The sequence below is a fragment of the Pseudoduganella umbonata genome, assembly GCF_014192225.1.
Taxonomy (GTDB): domain Bacteria; phylum Pseudomonadota; class Gammaproteobacteria; order Burkholderiales; family Burkholderiaceae_D; genus Rugamonas; species Rugamonas umbonata.
Genome location: NZ_JACHXS010000004.1, coordinates 128,901 through 154,757, shown reverse-complemented (window position 1 = coordinate 154,757; position 25,857 = coordinate 128,901). Strand labels below are relative to the sequence as shown.

General features: G+C 63.1%; 21 protein-coding genes and 1 tRNA gene. 9 read left to right on the top strand and 13 right to left on the bottom strand.

Features of this window, described 5'->3' with window-relative positions; genetic code table 11:
• Positions 1–20: 20 nt before the first annotated feature.
• The 6 genes from FHS02_RS12530 (at position 21) to FHS02_RS12505 (ending at position 6,235) form a co-directional block, all read left to right on the top strand.
• The gene (locus FHS02_RS12530) at positions 21–995 is read left to right on the top strand and encodes an acetyl-CoA carboxylase carboxyltransferase subunit alpha (RefSeq protein WP_137311941.1); all 975 of its coding nucleotides are present in this window, start codon (positions 21–23) and stop codon (positions 993–995) included.
• 95 nt (positions 996–1,090) lie between these two features.
• Complete coding sequence (gene tilS / locus FHS02_RS12525; protein ID WP_137311942.1) at positions 1,091–2,473, top strand: tRNA lysidine(34) synthetase TilS; 1,383 nt, start codon at positions 1,091–1,093, stop codon at positions 2,471–2,473.
• A gap of 133 nt (positions 2,474–2,606) precedes the next feature.
• Positions 2,607–3,851: an aspartate kinase gene (locus FHS02_RS12520; protein WP_137311943.1), complete on the top strand. Its 1,245-nt coding sequence runs from the start codon at positions 2,607–2,609 to the stop codon at positions 3,849–3,851.
• Between the two features lie 118 nt (positions 3,852–3,969).
• Positions 3,970–4,062, top strand: a tRNA-Ser gene (locus tag FHS02_RS12515).
• A 563-nt stretch (positions 4,063–4,625) separates the two neighbouring features.
• Positions 4,626–5,825, top strand: coding sequence for a tyrosine-type recombinase/integrase (locus FHS02_RS12510; RefSeq protein ID WP_137311944.1), 1,200 nt, complete (start codon positions 4,626–4,628; stop codon positions 5,823–5,825).
• 125 nt (positions 5,826–5,950) lie between these two features.
• A complete protein-coding gene (locus FHS02_RS12505; RefSeq protein ID WP_137311945.1) occupies positions 5,951–6,235 on the top strand; it encodes a hypothetical protein in 285 nt (94 codons plus the stop codon).
• Between the two features lie 347 nt (positions 6,236–6,582).
• Here FHS02_RS12505 and FHS02_RS12500 read toward each other — a convergent pair whose 3' ends face one another.
• A complete protein-coding gene (locus FHS02_RS12500) occupies positions 6,583–6,879 on the bottom strand; it encodes a helix-turn-helix transcriptional regulator (RefSeq protein WP_137311946.1) in 297 nt (98 codons plus the stop codon).
• A 253-nt stretch (positions 6,880–7,132) separates the two neighbouring features.
• On the opposite strand from FHS02_RS12500, the gene FHS02_RS12495 reads away from it, so the two are divergent.
• From FHS02_RS12495 to mobF, 3 genes are read left to right on the top strand one after another with little or no spacing between them, the layout of a single operon-like run.
• Entirely contained in the window at positions 7,133–7,489 is a 357-nt protein-coding gene (locus FHS02_RS12495; RefSeq protein WP_137311947.1) for a hypothetical protein, read from the top strand.
• Between the two features lie 4 nt (positions 7,490–7,493).
• On the top strand, positions 7,494–9,242 hold the full coding sequence (locus FHS02_RS12490) for a type IV secretion system DNA-binding domain-containing protein (protein WP_137311948.1): 1,749 nt from the start codon (positions 7,494–7,496) through the stop codon (positions 9,240–9,242).
• Positions 9,226–12,090, top strand: coding sequence for a MobF family relaxase (gene mobF / locus FHS02_RS12485; protein WP_137311949.1), 2,865 nt, complete (start codon positions 9,226–9,228; stop codon positions 12,088–12,090). The genes FHS02_RS12490 and mobF overlap by 17 nt, the downstream gene beginning before the upstream one ends.
• A 294-nt stretch (positions 12,091–12,384) precedes the next feature.
• Here mobF and FHS02_RS12480 read toward each other — a convergent pair whose 3' ends face one another.
• From FHS02_RS12480 to FHS02_RS12425, 12 genes are read right to left on the bottom strand one after another with little or no spacing between them, the layout of a single operon-like run.
• Positions 12,385–15,219 carry a conjugal transfer protein TraG N-terminal domain-containing protein gene (locus tag FHS02_RS12480; protein WP_137311950.1) on the bottom strand — a complete coding sequence of 945 codons (2,835 nt, stop codon included), beginning with the start codon at positions 15,217–15,219 and terminating at the stop codon, positions 12,385–12,387.
• A gap of 1 nt (position 15,220) precedes the next feature.
• Positions 15,221–16,618 (bottom strand): conjugal transfer protein TraH, encoded by a 1,398-nt coding sequence (locus tag FHS02_RS12475; protein ID WP_137311951.1) that lies wholly within the window; start codon positions 16,616–16,618, stop codon positions 15,221–15,223.
• 1 nt (position 16,619) lies between these two features.
• Positions 16,620–17,387: a conjugal transfer protein TraF gene (gene traF / locus FHS02_RS12470; RefSeq protein ID WP_137311952.1), complete on the bottom strand. Its 768-nt coding sequence runs from the start codon at positions 17,385–17,387 to the stop codon at positions 16,620–16,622.
• A complete protein-coding gene (locus tag FHS02_RS12465) occupies positions 17,384–18,508 on the bottom strand; it encodes a conjugal transfer protein TraN (RefSeq protein ID WP_175424640.1) in 1,125 nt (374 codons plus the stop codon). The genes traF and FHS02_RS12465 overlap by 4 nt, the downstream gene beginning before the upstream one ends.
• Before the next feature lie 34 nt (positions 18,509–18,542).
• On the bottom strand, positions 18,543–19,517 hold the full coding sequence (locus tag FHS02_RS12460) for a hypothetical protein (RefSeq protein ID WP_175424641.1): 975 nt from the start codon (positions 19,515–19,517) through the stop codon (positions 18,543–18,545).
• Complete coding sequence (gene trbC / locus FHS02_RS12455; protein ID WP_175424642.1) at positions 19,514–20,128, bottom strand: type-F conjugative transfer system pilin assembly protein TrbC; 615 nt, start codon at positions 20,126–20,128, stop codon at positions 19,514–19,516. Before trbC ends, FHS02_RS12460 begins: the two co-directional genes overlap by 4 nt.
• 53 nt (positions 20,129–20,181) lie before the next feature.
• Positions 20,182–21,237, bottom strand: coding sequence for a conjugal transfer pilus assembly protein TraU (gene traU / locus FHS02_RS12450; RefSeq protein WP_137311955.1), 1,056 nt, complete (start codon positions 21,235–21,237; stop codon positions 20,182–20,184).
• A complete protein-coding gene (traW, locus tag FHS02_RS12445) occupies positions 21,221–21,844 on the bottom strand; it encodes a type-F conjugative transfer system protein TraW (RefSeq protein WP_137311956.1) in 624 nt (207 codons plus the stop codon). The genes traU and traW overlap by 17 nt, the downstream gene beginning before the upstream one ends.
• Positions 21,831–22,349 carry a S26 family signal peptidase gene (locus FHS02_RS12440; protein ID WP_137311957.1) on the bottom strand — a complete coding sequence of 173 codons (519 nt, stop codon included), beginning with the start codon at positions 22,347–22,349 and terminating at the stop codon, positions 21,831–21,833. Before FHS02_RS12440 ends, traW begins: the two co-directional genes overlap by 14 nt.
• 7 nt (positions 22,350–22,356) lie before the next feature.
• Complete coding sequence (locus FHS02_RS12435; protein WP_137311958.1) at positions 22,357–22,725, bottom strand: TrbI F-type domain-containing protein; 369 nt, start codon at positions 22,723–22,725, stop codon at positions 22,357–22,359.
• Entirely contained in the window at positions 22,712–25,291 is a 2,580-nt protein-coding gene (traC, locus tag FHS02_RS12430) for a type IV secretion system protein TraC (RefSeq protein WP_175424643.1), read from the bottom strand. The genes FHS02_RS12435 and traC overlap by 14 nt, the downstream gene beginning before the upstream one ends.
• Complete coding sequence (locus tag FHS02_RS12425) at positions 25,284–25,853, bottom strand: TraV family lipoprotein (RefSeq protein ID WP_137311960.1); 570 nt, start codon at positions 25,851–25,853, stop codon at positions 25,284–25,286. The genes traC and FHS02_RS12425 overlap by 8 nt, the downstream gene beginning before the upstream one ends.
• Between the last annotated feature and the right edge of the window lie 4 nt (positions 25,854–25,857).

Genomic DNA, 25,857 nt, shown 5'->3' with positions numbered 1-25,857 from the left:
TTCATACTCTCGGAGGACCAATGACCAAAACTACTTTCCTCAATTTTGAACAGCCCATCGCGGAGCTCGATACCAAGATTGAAGAGCTGCGTTTCGTGCAGGACGATTCGGCCGTCGACATTTCGGAAGAAATCGACCGCCTGGCCAAGAAAAGCCAGCAACTGACGAAGGACATCTACGCCAAGCTGACGCCATGGCAGGTGTCGCAGATCGCCCGCCACCCGCAGCGGCCGTATACGATGGATTACGTGAACGAGATCTTCACCGACTTCCACGAACTGCACGGCGACCGCACGTATGCCGACGACCAGTCGATCGTCGGCGGCCTGGCCCGCTTCAACGGCCAGCCCTGCATGGTGATCGGCCACCAGAAGGGCCGCGACACGAAGGAACGCGCACTGCGCAACTTCGGCATGCCCAAGCCGGAAGGTTACCGCAAGGCCATGCGCCTGATGAAAGTGGCCGAGAAATTCAACCTGCCGATCTTCACCTTCGTCGACACGCCCGGCGCCTTCCCCGGCATCGATGCCGAAGAGCGCGGCCAGTCCGAAGCGATCGGCCATAACCTGTACGTGATGGCCGAACTGAAAGTGCCGCTGATCGCCACGATCATCGGCGAAGGCGGCTCCGGCGGCGCGCTGGCGATCGCCGTCGGCGACTCCGTGCTGATGCTGCAATACGCTACCTACTCGGTGATTTCGCCGGAAGGCTGCGCATCGATCCTGTGGAAGACGGCCGAGCGCGCGTCCGAAGCGGCCGAGGCGCTGGGCCTGACCGCGCACCGCCTGAAGGCGATGGGCCTGGTCGACAAGATCGTTTCCGAGCCGCTGGGCGGCGCCCACCGCGATCCGAAGGAAATGGCCCGCCTGCTGAAGCGCGCACTGGCCGACTCGCTGCGCCAGTTCCAGGGCGTCAAGACGAAGGACCTGCTCGACCAGCGCCACCAGAAGCTGCTGAGCTACGGCAAGTTCAAGGAAACCACGTCGCCGGAATAATCCACGACGAGTACCTGCTTCAAAATCGGGGACGGACCCTGTTTTCCAGGAAATTTCCTGAAAAACAGGGTCCGTCCCCATTTATTTTCTTCGACATGAACTCGCGCCAATCCGACCTCGCAACCGTCTTTTCCTCGGCGTTCGCCGCGCTGCCGCGCCAGGCAGGCCAGCCGATCGCCATCGCCTGCAGCGGCGGCCTCGACTCCTCGGTGCTGCTGCACCTGGCGCATGCCACAGCCGGCGATGCGCCGCTGTTTGCCTTCCACATCCACCACGGCCTGAGCCCGAACGCCGATGCGTGGGAAGCCCACTGCGCCGCCGAATGCGACAAGCTCGGCATCGTCTTCGCGTCGCGCCGGGTGACGCTGGCTGACCGCAAGTCCGGCACCGAGGCCTCGGCCCGCCAGGCGCGCTACCAGGCAATGGGCGAGCTGTGCCGCGAGCATGGCGTGCCGCTGCTGCTGACGGCCCACCACCTCGACGACCAGGCCGAAACCATCCTGCTGCAACTGGCGCGCGGGTCGGGCCCGGCGGGCCTGTCCGGCATGGATGCCTTCAACACGGCGCCCGGCCTGCTGGGCACCGGCGATATCGTGCTGGCCCGTCCATTGCTGGCAGCTTCGCGCGCCCAGCTGGAGGCCTACCGCGACGCGCACGGCATCGCCCACATCGACGACGAGTCGAACGCCGATACCCGCTACGCCCGCAATGCGCTGCGCCACACGGTGATGCCGGCGCTGGCGGCCGCATTCCCCGGCTACCAGGAGCGCTTCGCCCGCAGCGCCGCGCACGCGCGCTCGGCCCAGCGCCTGTTGACGGAACTGGCCGAGCAGGACCTGCAGGCCGGCCTGGCCGACGACAGCGTTGCCGTCGACCACCTGCGCACGCTGGGTGAAGACCGCCGCAACAACTTGCTGCGCCACTGGTTCGGCGTGCGCGGCATCCGCATCCCTTCTGCGGCCTGGCTGGCGGAGATGATCGCGCAACTGCTGGAGGCCCGCGAAGGGGCCGAGCTGCTCGTCACGCACCCCGACTGCGAAGTGCGCCGCCATCGCGGCCGCGTTTACCTGGTGCCGAAGCCTAAAGAGCTGGCCGGCGCCGAGGAAGACGAGTACGACGAACGGCCCGTCCAGCATTTCCGCTGGGCCGGCGAAGCGTCGATCGCGTTCCCCGATTACGGCGGCACGCTGCATTTCGACGCGGCAGGGGAGGGCCTTCCGGCCGACTGGCTGCGCGGGCAACTGCTGACGATCTCGTTCCGCCGCGGTGGCGAGCGCCTCAAGCTGGCGCCGAACCGCCCCACGCGCGGCCTGAAGCAGCACCACCAGACCGTCGGCACTCCAGCCTGGCAGCGCTCCCGGCTCCCGGTAGTCGGCGTCCCGGGCCGACTGTTGTTTGCGGCAGGCATCGGCATGGATTGCCATTATGTTGCCGCGGATGCGAATTTCCGCATAGCACTACGTTGGGTGGCCGAATAAAGTTTGGTCACCCGCGGGGATTCTTATGAGCTTATGCCCTAAGTGTATGACTTCATTACTTTTTTGACTTGTCGTTTTGCATTGCAGCAGGTAGAGTAAAGGGCTCCCTTACTTCAACCGATTGAAAAACGCAATGGCTTTAATCGTTCATAAATACGGCGGGACGTCGATGGGTTCGACGGACCGTATCAAGAACGTCGCGCGCCGTGTCGCCAAATGGCACGATGCGGGACACCAGGTGGTGGTGGTGCCGTCGGCAATGTCCGGCGAGACCAACCGCCTGATCGCGCTGGCCAAGGAAATCCAGAATCCGCCCGACCCGCGCGAACTGGACATGATCGCCTCCACCGGCGAACAGGTATCGGTTGGCCTGCTGTCGATGGCCCTGCAGGCGATCGGCAAGGCTGCCGTGTCCTACGCCGGCTGGCAGGTCGGCATCAAGACCGACTCCGCGTTCACCAAGGCGCGCATCCAGTCGATCGACGACAAGCGCGTGCGCGCCGACCTGGACCAGAACAAGATCGTGATCATCACGGGCTTCCAGGGCGTCGACGAGAACAGCAACATCGCCACGCTGGGCCGCGGCGGTTCGGACACTTCCGCCGTGGCGATCGCCGCCGCGCTGAAGGCGGACGAATGCCTGATCTACACCGACGTGGACGGCGTCTACACGACCGATCCGCGCGTGGTGTCGGAAGCGCGCCGCCTGAAGAACATCACGTTCGAAGAGATGCTGGAAATGGCATCGCTGGGTTCGAAAGTGCTGCAGACGCGTTCGGTGGAATTCGCCGGCAACTACCGCGTGCCGACGCGCGTGCTGTCGTCGCTGACCGACCCGCTGATGGACCTGGCCGAGGAAGCCAAGTCCGGTACCCTGATTTCGTTTGAGGAAGACAATATGGAACAAGCAGTCATCTCCGGCATCGCCTTCAACCGCGATGAAGCCAAAATCACCGTGATGGGCGTGCCCGACCGTCCGGGCGTGGCTTACCACATCCTGGGCCCGGTGGCCGACGCCAATATCGAAGTGGACATGATCATCCAGAACCAGTCCGTCGAAGGCAAGACCGACTTCACGTTCACCGTCTCCCGCAACGACTACAACAAGGCACTGGAAGTGCTGGAAGGCGAGAAGGGCGAGCTGGGCTTCGCCTCGCTGGTCGGCGATGCGAAAGTGTCGAAGATCTCGGTGGTCGGCGTGGGCATGCGCAGCCACGTGGGCGTGGCCTCGCAGATGTTCCGGACGCTGGCCGACGAAAGCATCAACATCATGATGATCTCGACCTCCGAGATCAAGATTTCCGTGCTGATCGACGAGAAATACATGGAGCTGGCAGTGCGCGCGCTGCACAAGGCTTTTGAACTCGAAAAAGAGTGAATATTTCAGAAAAAAACCGCCGATTTCCTTGACCAAACAGGTCGCGGCAATTACTATGGCGGGCATCTGATCTGACGCAGAAATGTTGCAGAAAAGATGATAGGTGAGTAATCATCTAGGAGACGTGGCCGAGTGGCCGAAGGCACTTCCCTGCTAAGGAAGCATATGGCTTATACCCGTATCGTGGGTTCGAATCCCACCGTCTCCGCCAAGCGTTCTGAAGAAGAGCCCCACAATGTGGGGCTTTTTTTCGTCTGTCATAGGGAAAAACGCGCATTCCACTGTCCAGCATCGTCCTGCTGAATCCGCCACTATCCACGCATGAAAGGTGGGTAGAAAGGTGGGTAGGATCAGGAGCTAAAAAGGTGGGTAGGAATGGCTGATGACGGTGGCGATTTACGGGCTCACAGGTATCATCATCGCTTCCTCGAGCAATCTCCCAGCAGTGCAGTCCGCGCTCGTATTTTCCCTACAGCGTGGTCCCACCAATAGCGTCGGCGCCGTTGTTAGCCGCTATCCCAGGTCTTCTATTGATGGCTTTGCTCCGCCTGCGTCTCGGCGCCAGACGGCAGCGTATCCTTCTTCTGCAAGCTCACACAGGCAACCGCACGAGGCGAGTACATTGCCGTCGGGCGGCGCAAGCATTTGGCGGGACACGCTACGGGAGGCTCATGCATCTGCTGGCAATTCAGAGGCCAGGTTGTTTATGAGCTGGCTTGGGAACCGATCGATGCGCCGTTGGTCAAAGTGGCATGTCGATAAGAGGAGGGTGAGATGGTTGCGCGATTCAAAAAACTCTCGGCACTCGTCGTCCGCAATGTTGACAAGCCTGGCCACTATGGCGATGGCGGCGGGTTGTGGCTGCAAGTTTCCCGCAGTGGCTCCAAAAGCTGGGTGTTTCGGTACGACCGGGCCGGTAGCCGTCACGAGATGGGGCTAGGGGCGGTGCATACCGTCGATCTCGCCACCGCTCGGGTCCAGGCTCAAGCGTGCCGTCTTCAGCTGCAGAATGGCGTTGATCCACTGGTCGAGCGTCAGCAGGCACGGGCTGCACGCATGCGTGAGATTGCACGGCAGCTGTCATTCGACGAGTGCGCCGCCGCCTATATTGCAGCACACCGCCCAGGGTGGGAAAACGCTAAGCATGCTGCTCAATGGGAATCCACACTGGCACGTTACGCGAGCCCCCACATCGGTGACCTTCCGGTGGCGGCAGTCGATACGCATTTGATCGTCGAGTTGCTCAGTCCGATCTGGGCGACAAAGACCGAGACCGCTACCCGACTGCGTGGTCGCATCGAAAGCATCCTGGATTGGGCAACCGTGAAGCAGTACCGGGACGGCGACAATCCGGCTCGCTGGCGCGGGCACCTCGACAATCTATTGGCAATGCCGACCAAGATTGCTCCCGTGCGCAATCATCCCGCGCTCCCATGGCGCGATATCGCCGCGTTCGTGGCTGATCTTCGGCAGCGGGAGGGCAACGCGGCACGTGCCGTCGAGTTCGCGATTTTGACGGCTTGCCGCTCGGGCGAGGTGCGCGGGGCGACTTGGAGCGAGATTGATCTCGGTGCGAATCTATGGATTGTTCCCGCTGAACGGATGAAGGCACGGAAGGAGCACAGGGTGCCCCTGTCGACAGGCGCAATGAATCTGCTGGCTCCGATGAGTCAGGGTTCTGGTCACATCTTCACTGGGCGGGACGCAGGCGTTCCGTTATCCGATATGAGCCTGACAGCAGTCCTACGACGTATGGGTCGGCACGACATTACCGTGCACGGGTTCAGATCGACTTTTCGGGACTGGTGCGCAGAAGCTGCGGGAAATATGTTCTCGCGGGAAGTATGCGAGCACGCTTTGGCGCACAGCCTGCCTGATAAAGTAGAGGCCGCTTATCGACGTGGCGATCTGCTTGAGAAGCGCGTGTTGTTGATGCAGGCCTGGTCTAGTTTCTGCTTGACTAAAAGCGCCTGACTAAATCGTTTACTTGGCCTGAGCGCCCCAGTATCCTGCGCGGGTTTAACGCGATAAGCTGCTTTCAGCCAGAAGCAGACGGTCGCTGTTCGAAATTGATCGGCACAATAGATGAGGTACGCCGGATGGAAAATCTTAAGTTTACTGATCAACGGCTGGGCGTTTACTGCTGCGGGCACTTATTCCGAGGAGAACGACCCGCGCTTTTGGTCGTTAGAGAAGACGAGGACTGGCAATTCTTGTGCGGTAACGTCGATCACGACGATCCGCTTGAACCCTACCATGTGAGCTTAGGCGTGTTGCTTGTTGCAGACCTCACCCTAAACGAGATCGCAGACCTGCTGCCTGGCTGGGAAGCCGAACGTTCCGAGATCAGGGCCGATTGGCTAAAAACGCATGGGCAGCAGTAAGTTTGGCGTTGGCTGTTCCAATGCAAGCCGTTGCAAGGGTTATCAAGGTCAGCTTTGGGGCGGAAGCGGCCGTACGTGGCACGGTCCGGGCACATAGACGATGGCCGTGTTCGCAGGAACACTCATGCCATTGGCCAAGCACTTCTCCCTAGAAACCACCAGTCGACTCAGGATCGATTGACCTAGAGGGCGACGGTGTGCATGCTCATGTTCGACCTGCTTTCTGGCTTTCATACAATTCAGGATGGGTGAAAGCAGGGCACTAGCGTCAGGGTGGGGGGCACATCGAACCCGGTCATCCAGCAGCCGGGAGGTGTGTGCTTTTGCTGGAGAATAAGGGTCTTGAACTACCCGCGAGGTCGCGACTGGGGTAATTTGATTGCCACGTTATTGTCGGACCCTTTCGCAGCGGTAGATGCACCTCTTGTTTGCCGGATTTTTTGCCCCATCCAGTTTTCAACCTCATGCCTGATCCAGGCGCGTGCGCGACCGCCAATAGCGACCGGGCGCGGAAACTGTCCTGTCTTGATCGCCTCATAGACACTGCTGCGGGACAAGCCGCAGATGCGGATCACTTCCTTCAGGCGGATCAGTGTCAGATGGGTCGTTCGCGCCACGGACCGGCGCTCTTGGAACGTTTCCATTGTTGTCTCCAGTGATGGAAAGTCTTGCAAAGCATTGCGATGCGTATCGCTGATGCTGGTAAGTGATTTGAGTTCCCTTCTCACATGCAGGCTAGCTGATCTGAACCAACGCGTGGCATGTTCGCCCTGCGGTAGATCAATCACTCAGGGATTTTCTTCGCTATAGGTCTACCCAGCGCGGCAGCGACCGGTAGTCGCGCCAGGTTCTGATCTCGCGCAATTTGGGGCATTCGGTATCGATGATATTGAATGCATGAGCTCGAAACTACCCTTGCCGTTGAAGGTGCCGCCGGACGTCTGGAAGTGGGTGCGCGCGCAGGCGGCCGAACGGCGCATGCCGGTCGGGAACTATGTCCTTGAGCTGCTGCGGCGCGGCATCCTGGACGAGACCGTTGACCAGACAGTAACCCGGCTGCGTTCCAGTGCCAGTACCGCGGCGATGGAGGAACTGCTTCGCCAGATCCTGCTCTTGCGCTTTGCACTGGAGGCGCACCTCGGTAAGCCGGCCTGGACAGTCGTTCAGCGCGATGCAGCGCTGCGTGCAGAGGAAGAACTGCGCAGGCTCCTCGACGCTTCCCCGTCTTCATCGCAAACCATGCCAGACAGGTGAACCGATGGGTTTCATTCGCCAGGGAAAACGCGCGGAACTGGTTCGGGGAGCCGAGCTGGTACGCCACGAGTTCGGTCTGTACTTTACCGCCATCCGTTTCGGCGCCGGAATGGGGCTGATTGTCTTTGCCAGCACGTTGTATTTCGCCGCTGACTGGTTCATGAGTGCGCGATCCAAGGAGCTTTTGACTTGCCGCCTGGTGGCGATGTACCACGTCTCGTCCGGTGCCCCCGACATGCGTGTCCAGGTGCTGCTGGAGAAGGGGCGGGATGTCCGGCGATACGCGATTCCGGCACGGGATGTGCTGCAGCTGACGGCGCCGGAATGGGCGACGATCCGGCTGCAGCTGCTTGCGTGCGGCACATTCGCGGCGTTGGCCAGTTCGCTAATCGTCCTGCTTACGCACCGCAACTGGCGACGGCATGGTCGGCACGCGGGGGAAGACGAGGTCTTGCGGGGTGCTGAATTCATCGAGCCCGCTACCGTCGTCCGCGAGTTGCAGCAGCGCGGCGTGGCTAGCCATGTGGCGTTCGGAGGCGTGCCCCTGGAGCGTGGCTGCGAAGTGCTCAACACCATGGTGACGGGAACCGTTGGCTCGGGCAAGTCTGTCGCGATCAGCGGAGCACTGGCGGGTGTCCGCTTGGAACGTCAGAAGGCCATCGTGTTCGATCCGACCGGCGAGTACGTCGAGCGGTTCTATCGCGAGGGCCGCGACATCGTCCTGAATCCTTTCGACCAGCGCAGTCCATTGTGGAAGCCGTGGAACGAGGTGCGTGTCGCGTACGACTACGCCAACCTGGCCGAAGGGTTCGTGCCCGTCATGAACCTCAAGGAACCGTTCTGGGAGAGCGGGGCGCAGATCGTCCTCGAAGACGTGATGGGCCGGCTCGCCAAGCTCGGCAAAAACACCAACCGCGCGCTGGTGCATGCGATCAATGTGATGGCGCTGGAGGAAATCCAGCAACTGGTGAAGGCGTTGCCTGCATCCGTCTACATGGATCCCGAAGCGGCACGCACGGCGCTGGGCGTGAGAATGAACGTGGTCCGGGCGGCGAAGTCACTGCGCTTCCTGGAAGATGGACCTGCGGAGCGGCAGTTTTCCATTCGCGACTGGGTGGCGGCACGCGACCAGGACAGCTGGCTGTTTCTCTCCTGCCGGGAAGACATGCTGACCACCATGCGGCCGCTGATCACGGCGTGGATGGACGCTGCCCTGCGTGCCGTGATGACGCTCGGTCCCGACGTGTCGCGGCTGATCTGGAACGTCATCGACGAACTGCCGGCCCTCGACAAGATCCCGTGCCTAAGCCAGGTGGCAACCCGCGGCAGGAAATACGGCATCGCTTCCATCCTCGGCTACCAGAATTTTGCGCAACTGAAGCGGGTGTACGGCCCTGAAGACGCGCAGACCATCATCTCGACCTGCCAGAACATGCTCACGCTTCGGGTGCCTGACTTCGCGACGGCGGAACAGGTCGCCAAGAACCTGAGCGCGCAGGAAGTGTTGGAGAAAAGCGAGAACGTCAGTTTCGGCAAGGACCCCGCGCGCGACGGTGTCAGCATCTCGTCGCGTCGCGTGATGCGCAACCTGGTGCTGCCGGCGGAAATCCAGGGGCTGCCGCAGTTCCATGGCTATCTGCGGCTTGCTGGCCGCAACGACCTGATGAAAATCGCCTTCGCGTACCGCGACTATCTCCGCATCGCGCCGCCCTTCGTCGAACGAAGGATCGTGGCCTATGATCTCGACCAGTAATCTGAAAAGTGTTTCCGCGGCGGCTGGCTACTACGCCGAGGATAACTATTACACGCAGGACGAAAGCACTGAACGCTCGATGTGGCAGGGAGAGGGCGCTGCCGCTCTCGGTCTCAGCGGTCCGATCGAGCCTCACACATTCGAGGCCATCCTGGCGGGGCACGTGGGCGACCAGGACTTGGGACGCATCACCGGCCGCGACAGCGAGACAGGCGATCTGCTCCGTGAACATCGTCCCGGCTATGACGTGACGCTGTCGGCGCCCAAATCGGTGTCCCTGCTGGCGGAGGTCGACGGCCGGAGCGACGTTCGGGCCGCGCACGAGGCCGCGGTCGATGCAGTCCTCGACTACATCGAAAAGCACCTGGCTTACGCGCGGGTCACGGTCGCAGGCCAGACCCGGCTGGAACAGACCGACAATATCGTCGCCGCCCGCTTTGCGCACACGGTCAGCCGTGCGCTCGATCCACAGACCCATACGCACTTGGTTATCGCCAACGCGACGATGGATAAGGAAGGCGTCTGGCGGTCGTTCGACAACTCGGCGCTGTACCGGCACCAGAAGCTGCTTGGCGCGATCTACGACACGGAGCTGGCTGCCAACCTTCGCCAGCTGGGGTATCGCATCGAACCGGGTCCGAAGGGCAACTGGGAAGTTGCTGGATTCAGCCGCGAACAAGTCGAGCATTTCAGCCAGCGGACGCGGGCGATCGACGAACGGCTGCAGGGATTTGGCCTGACGCGGGAATCCGCAACGGCCGCGCAGCGCGAGGATGCGGCGTTGCGGACGCGGCCGTCAAAGCCGGCGTTCGACCGCGAGACGCTGCGCGAAACGTGGCGGCAACGTGCGCAGACGGTCGGCATCGATTTTCAACGGGTGGAGCAGCAACGTACCATTCTCGAGCGAAGCTCTGTCGATCCATCGTACACGGCGCAGAGTGCTGGCGGGGCAGTGGCGTTTGCGCTGGCGCATGTGGGCGAACATGAAAGCGTCATGTCCCGCACCACCTTGATCGAGGTAGCGCTGTCGCATGTACGTCAGACAGTGCCATGGTCGCTGGTGACGCTTCCCTCTGTCGACCGTGCGATCGACAGTGCGATTGCGTCAGGCAGCGCCCTGTTGACCCCGTCGCGAGACATCACGACGGCCGAAGCACTCGAGCGCGAGAAAGCTATGCTGGCTCTGCTGGAGCAGGGCAGGGGCGCTGTGGTGCCGATCGCCAGCTCTGGGATTCTGGAGCAGGCAATCACGAGGTACGAGGCGGCGAAAGAAACGGCATCCAGCCAGCCTTTCGCGCTCACCTCTGGACAAGCGGCAGCAGCCGAGCTGGTGCTGACAAGCGCGGACCGCTTTATCGGCCTGCAAGGCTATGCCGGGGTTGGCAAGACCACCATGCTCGATCTCGTGCGCCAGCTGGCCAGCGACCAAGGCTACAAAGTGCTGGGAATGGCGCCGAGTGCCGAAGCGGCACGGACGCTGCAGGATGAGACAGGCATCGAAAGCCGCACCACGGCTGCCTTCCTGATGGAGTTGACTACTCACCAGCGCGCGGTCGCAACCATTCGTACGGTCGAACTGACGGCTGCCGTTGACCTCGCCGGCAACGATATCCGCACGTTATCGGTCAAGCTGCCAAACGCGCCGCAACCAAATCTGTCAGGGCGTGCGCTGTGGGTGCTGGATGAGGCGTCACTGGCCGGACAGCGCGAAGTGACCGAACTCATGCGCGCCGCCGAGCGGATGGACGCGCGTTTGGTCTTGGTGGGCGACCGGCTGCAGCTTAATGCGGTGGAGTCCGGAAAACCGTTTGAGATGCTGCTGCGCCACGACATCGCGCAGGCTGAAATGACACAGATCAACCGTCAGCAGGTTCAGGACTTGCGCGATGCGGTCGCGGCGGCAGTAGAACGCAACAATGTGCTGGCGCTGGGAATCTTGCAGGACAGGATCGTGGTGGAGAAGGACAGCGTCCGTCTCTTCGAGACCATTGCGAGGGACATCGTTGCCATGAATCCGGAACAACGCACACGGACCCTGCTGATCGTGCCGCTCAATGCAGACCGCCAGGCAATCAACGGCCTGGTCCGCACAGAGCTGCAAAACCAGGGGACGATTGCGAGTGAGGAGCATGTTGCAGCGGTACTGGTCCGGTCGGACTTGACGCAGGCGAAGCAGCAGTCGGCCGGATACTACGAAGCGGGCATGACAGTGCGTTTCGATCGGGCGTACAGGGAGCTGGGCGTAATGCGCGGTGACTATGCCACCGTGAAGGCGATACGTCCGCTCGGCGCACGCGTGACCCTGGAAACCCGTGATGGCCGGTCGATGGATTGGGATCCGGCCAGGCATGCGAAGGTGGAGACGTATGTACAGGAAACGCGCGCCGTCGCGGTGGGCGACGACATCCGTTTTACGCGCAACAACACTGAGCTCGATATCCGCAACGGGACGCCGGGCAAAGTGACTGGCCTGGAAGGCGAACGCATGACGGTCAGTGTGGGTGGACGCAGCATTCAGATCGACCTGAAAAATCCGGCCCACGCGCATTGGGATCACGCGTATGCGATGACGGTCCACGCAGCGCAAGGGCGTACGGCAACGAGCACGCATTTCTTGATCAACCAGGCGAGCGGCCAGGCGATGGGCGAACGCTCTTTTTATGTGGGGATCACGCGCCCACGCCAGGACTTGAAGATCTACACTGATTCCATGCCGCGGGCTGTCAGGTTGATCCAGCAGGCACAGCAGAAAAGCAGCGCCATGGAAGGCGTGGCGCCACGCAGCGATGTTACTACGGGACCGAAGCAAGGTGCCGGTCGCGTTCGTGGCGCTGATCTCGATAGGTAAAGGGAACTTTTTTCAAGACCTGTTGTCCCAGTTTCTTTGTGGAAGGTAGCTATGGACACCGTACCGAAAATGAGCACTGACCAGGCGGACTTGCTGGCCAAGGAACTGATCGAACGTGAGCCGCGTGTGCGGGATAGCTGGCTCGGCCAATGGGCTCGCGGCTGGGCGACACGATCGCGTGTCGGCGAAACCAGAGGACATGAATTCAGCCCACTCTCGCATCCAAGCTCGCCCCGATGGTCTGTCTATAACAGCATCTTCGATCACTGGCACAAGTAAGCAGTTGCAGCGTGATCACTCGTCTTTTGATTTCTTCTGCCCGGGCTTGAAGAATTCCTTGTGGAGCCTGTCCTGGTGTTCGGCGACGGATCCTGGCTCTGCCTGTTCAGGTGCTTCCCCTTTTGGAACAAGATTCTTACGGTCCAGTAAGGGCTTTACGCGGGCCTTGCCTGCATGGATCTCGCCTCCTAGTTGCTGTTGGTTCTGCTCCATGCGCTTCTGGACGCTCTCTAGGGCGTCTGACACGGGAGCGGTGAGCGGGTTGGTGATCACGTTCACCTCCTTGTACCCTCGCTGGCGTATCTCGCCCTTATACTGCTCGTGGAGTTGATCGATCGATTCCGCCGATGCAGGCGTCGTGCGGGCTTGGTGCATACCTGTTGCCGCTGCTATGCCGGCGAACGTCGACAGTTGTTTGATGTCTGTTGTGACCGGGGGCAGGGTTGGCAGGACGTCGAAATTCGTTTCGGCCAGATATCCTGCGGCGACTTCCGCGGCCTTCTCGGGATGCGTCTGGTACAGGCTGCTGAACAGGCCAAGCCGCCCATCCTGTTGCAGCCGGGAAGCGATATACCCTTCGTAGTTCATCGACGAATGCACCCAGTGATCGGTGACGACACTGGCCTGCCGTGACAGGGTCTCGGCTTCGGACTTCGCCTGCTCGGCAGCAGCCTCATGCTGACGCGATTTCGCCAGGGAGGCTTCCGAACCATTGACCGATTCCGACCGGTGCTGCGCGCCCCAGTGGAACACGTCACTTCTTCTGAAGTCATCACTCAGTGCATCGTCGATGGTGATACCTCGGGACTGTAATTGAGCCTTGGCGAAATCTGTTACCGCTTCCAACGCCTTTCTCTTCCCGGCCTCATCCAGTCTACTAGTGTCGATCCCGAGTTTGGCGCCAAGAATCTTGCTGAAGTCGATGGACGCGCCTGTCGCCAGAGTGCCGACAATCTTTCTCCCAATGTCAGAGCTGCTGGCAAGTCCCAGCTTGTCATTGACGGTCTCCGCAATCTGCTGCAGTTGCGAGAGGGTTTTCGTCGCCCGGCTGGACTTGGCAATTTCGTCGGTGTTATTGGTACCGTGTTCGTCGGTATACGCTTTGGTGATGCCCATGCGTTCCGTGAGGGCCGTACTGCGAAGATCGCTCGCGGTGGTGCTCTCGCGTTTTGCCTTTTCCTGACGATTCGATGCTTCTTGGGTCAGGGCGTTGCCGATCTTCTGGCCGAAGTTGGCGGTGAAGCCCAGGCTGCTCTGGTTGGCCTGGTAGCGGAAGGTGCCGTCGGGGCCGGAGATCGCCGTGCCGGCGGCCGTGCTGGAGCGGATGTAGCCGGATGCAACGGATGGCGCAACGTCGTAGTGGTGCGCATTGACAGTATTGGCGCTGGTGGTGTCGAGGCTGACGTTGCCCTGGCTGAGATTGCCGGTTGCCATGCCGCTGGCGGCGCTGCCGCCGGCCCCGAAGGCGGGGCCATTCATGGCGCTGAAGAGGGCGGCACCGCCGACTTCGCCGGTCTTTACCAGGCCCCAGGCGATGACGGGGATGAACAGGCTCATGTAGCCGGCAATGGCCATGTCGGAGAGACCCTGCTGGCTCAACTGGGCGATGTTTTGCAGATTGACGGCGGGCGTTCCGTCGGCGCTGCTGGCGATGCCGACCAGTGTCGGTTTTCCGGACCGGACCATAATGAAGTTGAGCACCGCATACAGTGGTGGAATCAGCTGCACCCACGCCAGTGTCATGGCGTAGGTCTTGAGGATCTTGCCCATCTGGTCGATGGCGAGGATCAGCAGGCAGACGACCATCGGGAAGACGAAATCGCAGATGATCTCGATGACGTTGCGCATGCGCGGCGTGGCCCGCTCGGCAACTCGCGCCATGGCCATGTATTGCAGGTTGGCCGTCATCTCCGTCTGCGCCTGGGTTGCACCGACGATGGCGGCGCTGCTGGAATCCAGCCGCTGTGCGGCGATCATCTGCGAGTCGCGTACGGCGTTGAGCGCCATGTTCTGGCGCAGCGCGGCGACCGCATCGACGGACATGCCGGCGAGTGCCGCGTAGCTGCTGGCGATCTGCGATGTCAGCAACGTCGCAGCAACGGTATTGTCGATGGCGGCCGGGTTCAGGATCCGGCCGCGCGCCCTGGCCAGGCTGGCGATTTCGTCTTTCCACCGGCCGTTCAGATTCGCGTAGGCATCCTTGCAGGGCATGGAGCCTGCCTCGGAACCGGTGATGGGGGTGTTCAGTGCGTTCGACGTCGTGGCCATGGTGTTCCAGATGTCCGCGCTGGTGGTCAGCGTGTCGGGGCTGATGCGGCCGCTCAAGATGTCGTAATAGGTGCAGTTGTTGACAAAGCGTGTCAGGTCGTCGCGGAAGGTCGCCGAGACCGGCGCCGCTTGCAGTGTGTCGACGAAGACGGCGCCGCCGAACATCAGCCCGCGCTTCTGGAACAGCAGGTCGTCCGGCAGGGCCATGACGGTTTCCGCACCACGGGTCAGCGCATCGCCCGCCCTCGATGTGAGTGAGTTCAGGTAGGCAAGCACGAGGGGCACGTTGTCGATCACGACCGGCGCTGCGCCGCCGGTGCGGTCCACCACTGAGACTGTCACTTTGGGAACGACCAGCAGGGATTGGAAAGCCGTGACGACGATGATCCAGCGGATGAACTCCATGGGGTCCTGGTCGCGCCGGAATGCCAGCCCGAACAGCATCGCGATAAAAGCCACCATCGTGACGGTGCGCAGCATGTCCTTGAACGTGCCGCTGGCCGTGAGCGCCGCGATTGCGTTGTACAGGTCGGCGCGTTCCGCAGCGTTGAAGTAAGCGAGGACGGTGATGGTGTCGCCCATGTCAGCGCCCTCCGGCGGCGAAGCGGAGGTTGCCGGCCAGGTTTGCGGGTAGGTTCGCCATCAGCGTGCGTTCCATGAAGAGGATTTCGTCGGCGATCCGCATCGCCGACTCGGCCTTGCCATAGGCGGTGCGCAGTTCTTCGCGCGCATCGGTCCGCACGCGGTCGACACTGGCAATCATGTGCCGCAGTTCGTCCTGCGCGGGGGCGGGGGCGGCGGCAGCGGCCTGCGAGTAAGCGTGGCGCAACTGCTGGGTGGCGAGGATGATGTACTGGTAGGCGTACTCCGCCGCGATCAGGTCGGCGTACTTGCCGATCCAGACGGCGTCGAGGCCGACATTCGGCAGCGCGGTCGACACGGCCAGGGCCTTGTAAACCGGCAGGGCCGTGACGTTGATGAACGAAATCTCGTCGCTAGTCAGCCGCTCGTTGTTGCGGAATTTCGCCGCGATCGCCTGCAGCTTGGCTCCCACCTTTTTGGCGAACGGGGTGGTCGCCAACTCGCCGTCGGCAAGCTGCAAGCAGGCGTCTGCGCCCGTACCGTCCGTGCACGTGTAGACGGGCAGCTTGCCGTCCTGGTTGCCGCGGATGAATTGCTGTACCGTGATCGCTTTCGGCGGATAGTAGGCGGGAGCGACGTCGGCAGGCTGCTCGCGCGGGATGACGACGGTACCGGATAGCGACATCAGTAACTGGCGGTCGTCCACGTCCAGGCCGGCAAGCTTGTCGAGGGCGCGCCAGCCGACATTGCCCGGCTGGAGATACGCTTTCTGTGCCGGATCGCTGACGGCATTGACCACCTGGTTGACCTTGGCGTTGTCGGCCTGGGTGGCGGCGCGCGCTTCGCTGTGGTCGCTGAACATGCCGGTCACGGGACCGGCGACCTTGGCGAAGTACTGCGCGGTGCGCTGCCAGTCGCCCGTCATGCCGCGGGCCAGCGCCTCGCTGGCTTCGCAGGAATTGATGTTCATGGCGTTCATGTCCTGCGCGACCTGCTGCAGTTCCGTCAGCGTCTTGTTGATCTGCGGCGAGATCGAGTCCAGGGCAAGTTTGAAGGCATACGCGACGGCGCTGGAACCGATGTTTTTCATCAAGCTGACCAGCGCGTCCTTGGAGATGAACGAGAACGATCCGGCGTACAGGTCGATGCCGCCACAGCCCAGGCGCAGGCTGGGCAGCTGCATCTGCGCGATCGGCTGGTTGCGTTGCGGCACGCGCATGAACAGGCTACCGCCCGACAGGATGTTGACGCCCTGGGCGCGGTAGGCGCCCGGGCCGGTGGCATTGCCATAGGCGCCGATGTCGTCGAACAGCTGCTGCATGCCGCCGTCGCCGGCATGGGCGGGCAGGGCGACGACGAGGGCCATCGCTATTGCGTGAGGGGCGGGAATACGGCGCATGTCAGTACTCCTCGCCAGGTTGGGTCCGCGTCAGCGTATGCACGCGGGTGACGATATCCTCCAGCGACATCAGGCCATAGCCGATCGGCTGGATGGCTCCACTGCGTTTGTCAGCCAGGAACAGGGCGGGCACGGCGTTGACCTGCAGTTTCCGGGCGGAGCCGTTGTCGCGCCGGGCATTGGGGAATTCGGGCAGTGTGCCGCCGTCCAGCGAGACCGGGAACACCTCGACGCCGTAAGCGCGCTGGTACATGTTCAGTACCGGCGCCAGCTGATGGCAATAGCTGCAGTCGCCCTTGAAAAAGAAGAACAGGCCGTGAGTAGCGGCCAGCGCGGCGGAGGTGCCGTTGCGCGCCTGCACCCGCTGCGCATCGTAGGCCGCCACGGCCAGGGCGTTGGCGGGCCGGCCGCGCAGGCTGTAGTCCAGTTCCGGCGAGGCCCAGACGGTGCGCCGGAACACGTCGGAGAAGCGACTTGCCCTGTTCATGGCGTATTGCTGGGCAAGCAGGTAGCTGCGGACGGTCTCAGGGGTCTGCTGTTCGACGGCGATGTTGAGCAGGCGTTCGATCGCTTCACCCAGCTCCTTGTTGCTCATCTCGGTCATGGGGCGTAACGTCTCGGGTGGCGCTACCGGCTGGCGGGGTGTGGCGTACCACAGGAAGCCGCGCTCGGGATCGTCCCAAGTCGAGCGTGACCAATACGTGGAACGTTCCTCGGCGCTGACAATGCCGCACAGTGCACCGAGCAGTAACAGCAAATAGCGTTTCATGGCTTGTCCTGGCGAAGGTCGAAGTAGGAGCGCGGGTAGTGGTATCGCTGCCCGGCGTCGGCAGAAGCGGTGGCCGGGCGGATGTCGTCGTAAATCTCGCGGAAATCGATGCGGGACAGGTCCAGCTGCTGGAACTGTTCCACCGAGATACCCTGGCAGGCTGGCGCCTTTGGCGTGCCCCAGTCGAGGCCCGGTAACTGCTCGCGGGCGGCCTCGGCAATCAGCCGCGCGATCTTGCTGTTGAAGCAGCAGTGGGTTTCCTTATGTTCGATGCAGATGCTGGCCAGGCCTAGCCGGATTTTTTTCGAACAGTACTCGCCTACGTGGTGGCAGAGACCTTTGCGGCGCCGTAGTGCCGTTAGCACTTCCTCTTTGTCGCACTGGAGCATCTCGGCGACGGTGTCGCGTGACGCCTCCAGCGCGTAGCCCAGTGGATCGATGCCGGCCGCCAGCGTGGACGGTACGCCAGAGCCGGACAGTACGTCGTAGGTATGCGGGCTGCCGCCCTGCACAGCGCGGTTCGACAACTTATCGACATTGCTGCGGGCGCTCTTGCAGCAGTTGCGCGCAACGGTCTTGGCGCAGCGCCGGTCCTCGCCGCGAAAGATGCGCAGGTTGTCCTGGTCGAGGTACACACCAGCCTCCCGTGCCATCTCCAGCGCGCTGACGGCTTTCTTGAAGTCACCGTCCGGCGCCGTGCCGGTGTCGAAGCAGTTGCCGTCGATGCAGTACTGCTGGCCGGCGCAGTCGGTCACGGTCGAGGTCTCTCCGCCGCCCGTCGGGCAAACGTGTTCGCGCTGCTCGGTCATGCACAGCGTCGTGCCGTCTACCGTGGCATATTCCTGGCACTGCGCGCCGACTTCACGGCAGCCGCGCTCGCGTGGCGCCTGGCAGGTATCGCTGGCGTTGGGTTCGACGCACCCGTACTGCGTGGTGCGTTGCCAGCAACTGCGGGTAATCCGCATGCCGTCGATCTCCTGCACGCGCGGTCCATCCGTACACTGGGTCTGGGTTTCCGCGCACACGCGCTGAAAACCGGTGGCGGTGTTCGTACGGTTGTTGGCATCGGCGGCTGCGCTGGCCGTTGCCATCAGCATCCAAAAAGCAATCGACAGCCGCATGGCTGGCCTCCTGTCGCAAAGCGGTGGTTCGTGGTCAGTTGGTGATGGCACCGCGCGCGGCATCGAATGCACCGCAGTCGGAATCGTCCCAGTGATCCTCGAAGACCGGGACGTCGGCGGTGCCCGTGTAGTCGCCGGACGGCTTGAAGCAGTGTTCCGCGGTGCGGGGCATCGCTGTGCACTGCGCGATCGTGCGTGGTGGATCGGCGTAGCCTGGATCGGGTGGTGCACTGCACTGCCTGGCGTCGTAGCCATGGGCTCGCTCGGCACCGAGACAGTCGGTGTGAAGAATCAGGCGTTCGGTGCCGGTGCCGTGCCCCTGGTCGGCGCACGATACCTGCCGTTCGCGGTAGCTGGTGGTGACGGGAAGAGATAGCTTGTCGCCCCGTACGGTGCCGCCTTTGCAGCGGGCGTATGCGAGTTCCGCGCCCGGCTGGCTGGCGTAGCCCTGCCAGGTATAGGTCAGCATCAGGCGGCGATGGCAGCTGCCCTGCGTGACGGCATGGCCAACCAGGCAGCGTTCGGTCTGGTGCTGCAACGGCGTGCGGGTCGTGCGGTCGACGCAGGCTGTGTAGGTGCCGCTCAGGCCCGGCTGGTCCCCTGTGAACGCCCTGGGCGCGCTGCGCACGGTCGCGCCGGTGGCAATGGCAGGTTCCGACCGGTCGACGGTGGTGCGCGGGCGCTGCTCCGGATTGCGGTGGAGATAGTTGATCGTGGCGCATCCCTGGTTGGCGTAAGCGTCGCTGACCGGCGCCTGTGTCGCGCAGTCGGCAACTTTCGCTTCCCCGGCCTGCGGCAGCGGGGTCCCGTACAGGTCCTGCAACGTTCCCTCGCTGGTGGCGTCGCGCCCAGGCACGGCAGCCGCGGTGTCGGTCCGGATGGCGCCAACGGCATGACCGTTTTCATCGCGGTAGGCCTTACCTTGGTTGAATGCTTCGCCTTGCGTGGTTTGTCCTGTTGCGGGAACGGACAGGCAGCAGAGCGTCAACGCTACGGGCAGGACGCTCACGGTTTTCTCCTCAGCCGGTCCAGGTAATACTGGGCCAGGGGCGCCGATGCTCCCTGCGCCAGCCGTTCCAGGGCATAGTACAGCGTCACGTCGCCGACGATGACCGGTCCGGCATCCTCGGGCACGCACGCGTTCTTGCAAGCCGGCGCCGGTGCTGCGATCAGGTAGGCCGGGACGCGCGTGATGCCGAAGCGCCGGAAGGGGCCGGGATCGATTTCCACGCTGGCGCCTGGCGCCGTCTCGATCAGTTGCGCCGTCCGGCGCGCCGTCGCCGACAGCGATTCCTCCACCATGCCGCGCAGGACGAGCGGTACGCCGGCCTTCGCCGCCTGGCTGGCAAGCTGGCGTAGCGACGCCGGGGGCATGGAAAACGACACGAACACATACAGCCTCGCGGAGGTTGGTAGTGGCGCTGACGGTACGCCGTCGGGTTCGGTGGGTTGGCTTGCCGGGCTGCCGACCGCCATTGCGCCTTTCGCCAGCTGTTCCGCCTGTTGGAGCACATCGATGGTGGCGTCACTTGGTGCGGGGCCGTGATGAATGGCGCCGGCCTGCTGTCCCGGCGAGGCGGCGGCTGCCATCGCCACTGTCGCAAGGATTGCGATGGCCATGCGTTGGGCTTGGCGCCATGGGCGGCGGTGCCGCTCTGCTTTTGCTGTGCGCTTCATTTGACCCACCCATAGATGCGCTCGCAGCAGTTGCGCTTGCGGTACAGCATGTAGACAAAATCCTCGCCCTGGACCGGATATTCCTTGCCGGCGGCCCACAGGTGCGTGGTGCGGCCCAGCGGCTGGCAGCAGCGCCCGTCGACGCCTTGGCCCTGGGCGCTGGGATACAGCATCGAGTACTTGTAGATGCGCTTGTCCAGTACCGGCATCGGATACATGCCGCACCAGCCCGGGATACCGTTGCCGGCGAATGCCAGGAACTCGCGGTGCAGCTTCATGGCGTAGCGCTGCAGGATCAAAGACGATGCCTGGGGACCGCTGACGTGCGCCTGCACGTGGCCGTTCAGGGGGTACATCGAACCCTGGCAGCCGCCGCACCATTGCATGGCCGCGATCGGGAAGCCGGCGGTGGCGGCGACGCAATCGGCGGCACAGGCCGCCTGCGCGGCCGGATTGGCAAACAGCGTGGCGTCGGGCGACAGGATGGCGGACAGTTCGTCATCGTTCCAGCTGGGATCGAGCTCCGTCACATAGGCGAGATCGAATCCTTTCTGTTCCAGGCAGCTGGTTTCCGACAGCATTTCCAGCCAGTACAGCACCGGATTGATGTACCAGTGCGCCTGGTAGAACGAGCCGTTCGAGCCGCGCCGTCCCTTTAAACCATAGCCAACTCCCGGCACGGGTACGTCGCTGCCGCCGCCGATCACCTTGCCGCCCAGCGACGGGAAGCACCACGGAGTACGGGTAACGTCGACCTGGCGCGCAGGTTCCCAGAAGCCGATGCTGACACCGATCTTGCCGTAGGGTGGCGGTCCGCAGTTGCAGATGGGCGAGCCGACGTTCTCGATGTCCTCCTGGCCCATCGGCAGGATGGGCATGCTGCCGATCGTCAGCGGGAAGATGCACGACCAGCAAATATCCGACATCGGGTTCATGGTCCGGCCGTGGCAGGTGACCGTGCCGGTCGGCAGGTCCTGGGCAAGGCCTGGCGTTGACGCGATTGCCAGTGCCAGTGCTAAAGCTGCTGCGGTGGGTTTACAGGGCGATTTCATCGATTCTCAACCTCAGCCCATCCTGGGCGACGATGGCGGGGACATGACGGATGCCGAGCCGTTTTACCAGGGCACCCTGCTGGTCGAAATACACGGGGATGCGCCAGCGGTGCATCAGGTCGACGTAGCTGCCGCCGACCAGGACGGGGCGGGCGAGACCTTCTCGGCTGTCGAGGTACCGCTGTGCAAACGCAACCTGGTCGCGATCGCGCGCGTCGAAGAAGATGAGTGGACGGCTGAGCGAGACCGTCGTCAGCGGGTTGATCTTCATGCCTGCCGCAATCAGGATCGTTCCAGCGGGCGAGGCAATGGTTCGCGGTGCCGTGTACGTCGGATCAAAGTAGGCCGTACGCGATGTTTTTGCGCGTGTGATACCGGCAACCGGCGCCGGATTTTCCAGCGTGGTTTTCGCACGCGAAACCGCGGCGTCGACCTTCGCGGCGAGCGCGCCGCTGGCCTGCTGGGCGGCCAGGCGGCGTTCGATCCATGCCAGCATGTCCGGTTCGTCGATCGCGTAGTGTGGTCCGACGACCAGCGCTGCGGGCAAAGCTGGGGTGGCGCATGCGGCGAGCAGCAGCGCCGTACCGTAGACTTTAAAACAGGACATGGGCCCTCCCGACGATGCGGTCCGGTCCGATGAGTCCCGTTACAGCGTAGCGGCTGTCCAGGCTGTCGGGGTGGGCAGTGCCGACGTACAGGTAGCCGCAGGGGATAGTGCCTGCAGCGACCGGTGTCAGTGGTGTGCCGCGCCGGCTGGCGGTCTTGGCGACGCCCTGGAACTTGCCGTTGACATAGACATTGCGGCCGACGACGTCGATGCGCTGGCCGGCGATGCCCCGGATCTCTTTCAGGAACAGCCGGTCGGGCCGAAAGAACGCGTTGCGCTGCCAGCGGAAGACGACTAATTCTCCGTTGCGGCGGGGCTGGACGTTCAGCTCGATCAGGTACAGACGGCCGGGCAGGCTGGCGGAATGGTTGATGCCCAGCCGGTAGTGCAGCGAGCACCAGCCGAACAGAACGACGCCTGCCGCATAGCGTGGCCAGCGCCGGCGCAGGTGTTGTCCGAGGCCGACGATGACGAGCCTGGTACTCGTGGGTGTGATGATGCGCATGGGTTCCTCACGGGGTGTCGACCAGCGCCACGAGGCGCGCGGTCAGGTCGGGAACGTCGCCGGCCACGATGGCCTCGCGCAGGACCAGGATGCAACCGCATTCCTGGCGCAGCGCCGCGATCGCCTGTTCGAGTGCCGGACCATAGGCGGCGCTCTGCCGGCGAAAGCGCTGCCGGTCATCGTTGGACGCGGCTTGGGCCATGCCCGCTGCCAAGCGGACGTGATGCTGCCTGACGATCGCGGTGATGTCGACAGTCGCCAGCGGGGGGGGCAGCAGTCCCGGCAGCATGGTGCGGCAGATCATGGCGGTCAGGGCGGCCAGCGCCGCCGTGGCAAGGATCACCAACAGGTGGGGCAGGCAGTTAACGAGACGCATGCGACGCTCCCTGGTGGATGGCGCGGTCGCGCAGCACGGATTCGATGGCGTCGACGATCGACAGTCCCTGCGCGCGGTAGTGTTCGATGGCGCGCCAGTCGTCGGGGGCGGTGCTGTATGCCAGCAGCGAGAACGGATCCAGCAGCAGGCGCCCGACACCACGGCCCATGGGCGAGCTGACGAAGATCTCCGAATACAACCCCTGTTCGGTTTTCAGCGACGTCAGGATGCGCTTGAGAACATCGTCCATCTTCATCCGACCGCTGCGGGCCAGCTTTTCGATGGAATCTTCCTTCTGCCGCAGCAGGAACAGCCAGTCCGCGTTCTCTAGCGCAGCCTGTGCCGCAGGACTCTTGTCGTAGTCGCCGATCGATTGCGTCAGTGTGCCAAAGCTGCCGCCGTACTTGCGTGCGCGCCGGTAGCCCTCCTCGATGAAGCGGCCGGAGTTCCCGCCTGCCATCAGGTCCCATGCCTCGTCGATGCCGCATAGTTTTCTCCGGTCGCGGCGCTGCCGGTACATCTCCTGGGAGATCCGGAACATCATGATGAACAGCGCCACGCTCTGCAGGTCTTTTTTTGAATTCAGCTCTTCCAGTTCCAGCACGATCAGGTCGTTGGTGAAATCGATCGTGCACGGTCCCTCGAAATAGCGGCCGTACATGCCGTTCTTCGTGTAAGGAAATAGCTGGTCGGCCAGGCGCCGCGCCTCGCGGTCCCGATGCGCCTGCAGCACCGCCGCGATGTTGTCGATCGTCATGGCCTGGCCGTGCTGGCGCCATGCGGCGAGGATCGCAATCTCGAGCACCGAGCGGTGATAATCGGTCAGGGTTCCAGACGGAGACGCCATCTGCGCGACCATGGGTTTGAGCATTTCCATGTCTTCGGCAATGTCGACGATCTGGTCGAACGGATTCATGCTGAAGCGCTCTTGTGGATTCAGCTTGAACTCGATGAAGGTGCCGCCGAATAGGGCGCTGATCTTTTCGTAGCTGCGGCCGACATCGATCCAGCGAACCTGGCCGCCCGTGCCAAGGTATCCGGTAGTCAGTTCGTTGGCCAGGGCCGACTTGCCGGAGCCCGACGACGCGGCGACGGCGAAGTTATAGTTGCCACCGGTGTTGTCGAACAGGTCCAGCGACATCAGTTGGCCGCGCCGGCCGACTAGCTGCAGCACGGGGGTGGGCGTGCCTTTCCATTCGGCGATCATCGGCGCGAGATTGACGGCGTTGTGCGAGACCTTTTTGGACACCAGTCCGGTGCGGCGATAAAAATCGCGCAGCGCCGGCGTGAAGCCGAGGGGAAGCGAGGTCAGCATGGCCGGTACCTGCATGTACTGCTGGCTGACCAGTCGGAACCCGCGCGATCCCCACAATGCAGTTGCCGACATCTCCGCCGCGTCGATTTCGTCGGGTGGCGCCATCAGCATCAGCTGGTGAAACATCTCGATCTCGCCGTGGCCGGCGTCGTAGGCGCGGTTGACGGTGTCCCAGTCAGTCTTTATCTGCTGGAACTGCGGCATGAACCGCGCCATCGGCGACGACGCATTGCTGGTGGCGCGGGCCCCGCGCATCGTCGCGGCATCGCGAAGTCGCGACGGGTCGAGCACGTGGACGCCCATCGTGATCAGGAACGGGCACGGATACCCCAGCTGCTGCTGGTAAAAGTCGCCGATGAGGTTGCCCATGCCCCACAGTGGGTAGTCTTTCGGATAGCGGTTGACGGCATACAGGCGGCAGTGCGTCTCGTCCGGCGAGCCAAGCTGGCCGTAACGCAGCGATTTGCCGTCGTCGCTGGGGCAGCAGACGGCATCGGCATCGACGATTTGGTGCAGCAGCAGCCGGCCTTCGTCGTAGCCGGCCGCTGCGCTGCCGCTTAGGTACTTGTCGGGATTGACGAGGGTGCGGCACCAGCCGATCAGGTCGGCCGCGTTCCAGTCCCAGTTCCGGAACTCGGCCGATTTCAGTGTCGAGCGCATGCCGTCGCGAAAGCGCAGCAGGGTAGCTGCCGACTCGCCATCGATGCTGGGAGCCGGCAGGCAGACCGACACGAACAGCCGGTAATCCCGGATCAGGCTCGGCATGTGCGGGATCGGCCGCTGCCGCGTGTGCGCCAGGTAATGGCCGGCGCGTTGGCGCATGAGCACTCGGTAAATGTCGGTACTGCGGCGCTCCATGCCCAGGGGCGGTTGCATGGAGCGGCCACGCAGCAGGCTGGCGTGCTGGATGTGTTCGCGGATGTCGGTGCCGCCGTACAGGGACACCTGCAGATTGGCCCCAGGCGGCGCGTCGGCGAACAGCGGCAGCAGCACGCTGATCATGTCTTCCGTTGCCCCCGTTTGCGGCACCAGTTCGATGACGAACCCCAGGCCCTGGACGCGGCGATTGCGCTCGCGGGCGCCCGTGTCGAGTACGAACAGCCCGCTGTCGGCAAGGTAGGCGCTGTGCGGCAGCAGTGACGCGAACTGCTGTGGCCGCGTCAACGTGCGCAGGGCGCTGGCGGTGGCGGACGGTGACGGCGTCGCCGGGCGGAGAAACGGGGCGACCAGCTGGTGCAGCAGGTTATTCATGGGCTTGTTCCTGTTGGCGGGTGGCTTCCACGGTCGCGCGGGCGGCTGCCTGCGCATTGCCGTCCTTGCGGACATTGGCCAGCGGCTTGGACGGATTGGATGAGGGAACGGTGACTTGGCGCGCAGCTATGGGCGTCAATGGCGTAGGAGCATCGACCGGTGGGCGTGGCCGCTTGGCGAGTCGCTCGCGCAGTTCGCCGATCTGCCAGCGGCCTTCACCTACTTGGGTGTACAGGAATGCCTGGTCGTGCAGCGTCTCGTCGCTGTCGATCCAGGGCGCCAGCCAGATGCGCAGCGTGCGGCCTTCGCTGCGCAGCGGATCGCCGGCGACCGGCATGGCGAGGGCAGTGCCCGTTGGGGAAGGCGTGGTGGTCATGTGCGTGGCGCCCTGGCGCTGGAAGGGCAGGTTGTGCGCATGCAGGTTGGCATGGACCCCCGATACGGACGAACACGCCACGCCGTCGGGTGCCTTGCACGCGAACGATTCGCGGGCGCCGATGATGCCGGTCAGCGGCTGGCACCCTGTAGCGACAACGGCGATGAGATATAGGTGGAGACGCATGGCG

Bases quoted from the DNA above. Each gene is read 5' to 3' on its own strand.
- tilS (WP_137311942.1), top strand. From the start codon at position 1,091: ATGAACTCGCGCCAATCCGACCTCGCAACCGTCTTTTCCTCGGCGTTC.
- traU (WP_137311955.1), bottom strand. From the start codon at position 21,237: ATGAAATCGCCCTGTAAACCCACCGCAGCAGCTTTAGCACTGGCACTG.
- FHS02_RS12530 (WP_137311941.1), top strand. From the start codon at position 21: ATGACCAAAACTACTTTCCTCAATTTTGAACAGCCCATCGCGGAGCTC.
- FHS02_RS12440 (WP_137311957.1), bottom strand. From the start codon at position 22,349: ATGCGCATCATCACACCCACGAGTACCAGGCTCGTCATCGTCGGCCTC.
- FHS02_RS12465 (WP_175424640.1), bottom strand. From the start codon at position 18,508: ATGCGGCTGTCGATTGCTTTTTGGATGCTGATGGCAACGGCCAGCGCA.
- traF (WP_137311952.1), bottom strand. From the start codon at position 17,387: ATGAAACGCTATTTGCTGTTACTGCTCGGTGCACTGTGCGGCATTGTC.
- FHS02_RS12490 (WP_137311948.1), top strand. From the start codon at position 7,494: ATGGGTTTCATTCGCCAGGGAAAACGCGCGGAACTGGTTCGGGGAGCC.
- FHS02_RS12500 (WP_137311946.1), bottom strand. From the start codon at position 6,879: ATGGAAACGTTCCAAGAGCGCCGGTCCGTGGCGCGAACGACCCATCTG.
- FHS02_RS12520 (WP_137311943.1), top strand. From the start codon at position 2,607: ATGGCTTTAATCGTTCATAAATACGGCGGGACGTCGATGGGTTCGACG.
- trbC (WP_175424642.1), bottom strand. From the start codon at position 20,128: ATGGCCATCGCAATCCTTGCGACAGTGGCGATGGCAGCCGCCGCCTCG.
- traW (WP_137311956.1), bottom strand. From the start codon at position 21,844: ATGTCCTGTTTTAAAGTCTACGGTACGGCGCTGCTGCTCGCCGCATGC.
- mobF (WP_137311949.1), top strand. From the start codon at position 9,226: ATGATCTCGACCAGTAATCTGAAAAGTGTTTCCGCGGCGGCTGGCTAC.
- FHS02_RS12435 (WP_137311958.1), bottom strand. From the start codon at position 22,725: ATGCGTCTCGTTAACTGCCTGCCCCACCTGTTGGTGATCCTTGCCACG.
- FHS02_RS12475 (WP_137311951.1), bottom strand. From the start codon at position 16,618: ATGCGCCGTATTCCCGCCCCTCACGCAATAGCGATGGCCCTCGTCGTC.
- FHS02_RS12505 (WP_137311945.1), top strand. From the start codon at position 5,951: ATGGAAAATCTTAAGTTTACTGATCAACGGCTGGGCGTTTACTGCTGC.
- FHS02_RS12495 (WP_137311947.1), top strand. From the start codon at position 7,133: ATGAGCTCGAAACTACCCTTGCCGTTGAAGGTGCCGCCGGACGTCTGG.
- traC (WP_175424643.1), bottom strand. From the start codon at position 25,291: ATGAATAACCTGCTGCACCAGCTGGTCGCCCCGTTTCTCCGCCCGGCG.
- FHS02_RS12510 (WP_137311944.1), top strand. From the start codon at position 4,626: ATGGTTGCGCGATTCAAAAAACTCTCGGCACTCGTCGTCCGCAATGTT.
- FHS02_RS12480 (WP_137311950.1), bottom strand. From the start codon at position 15,219: ATGGGCGACACCATCACCGTCCTCGCTTACTTCAACGCTGCGGAACGC.
- FHS02_RS12425 (WP_137311960.1), bottom strand. From the start codon at position 25,853: ATGCGTCTCCACCTATATCTCATCGCCGTTGTCGCTACAGGGTGCCAG.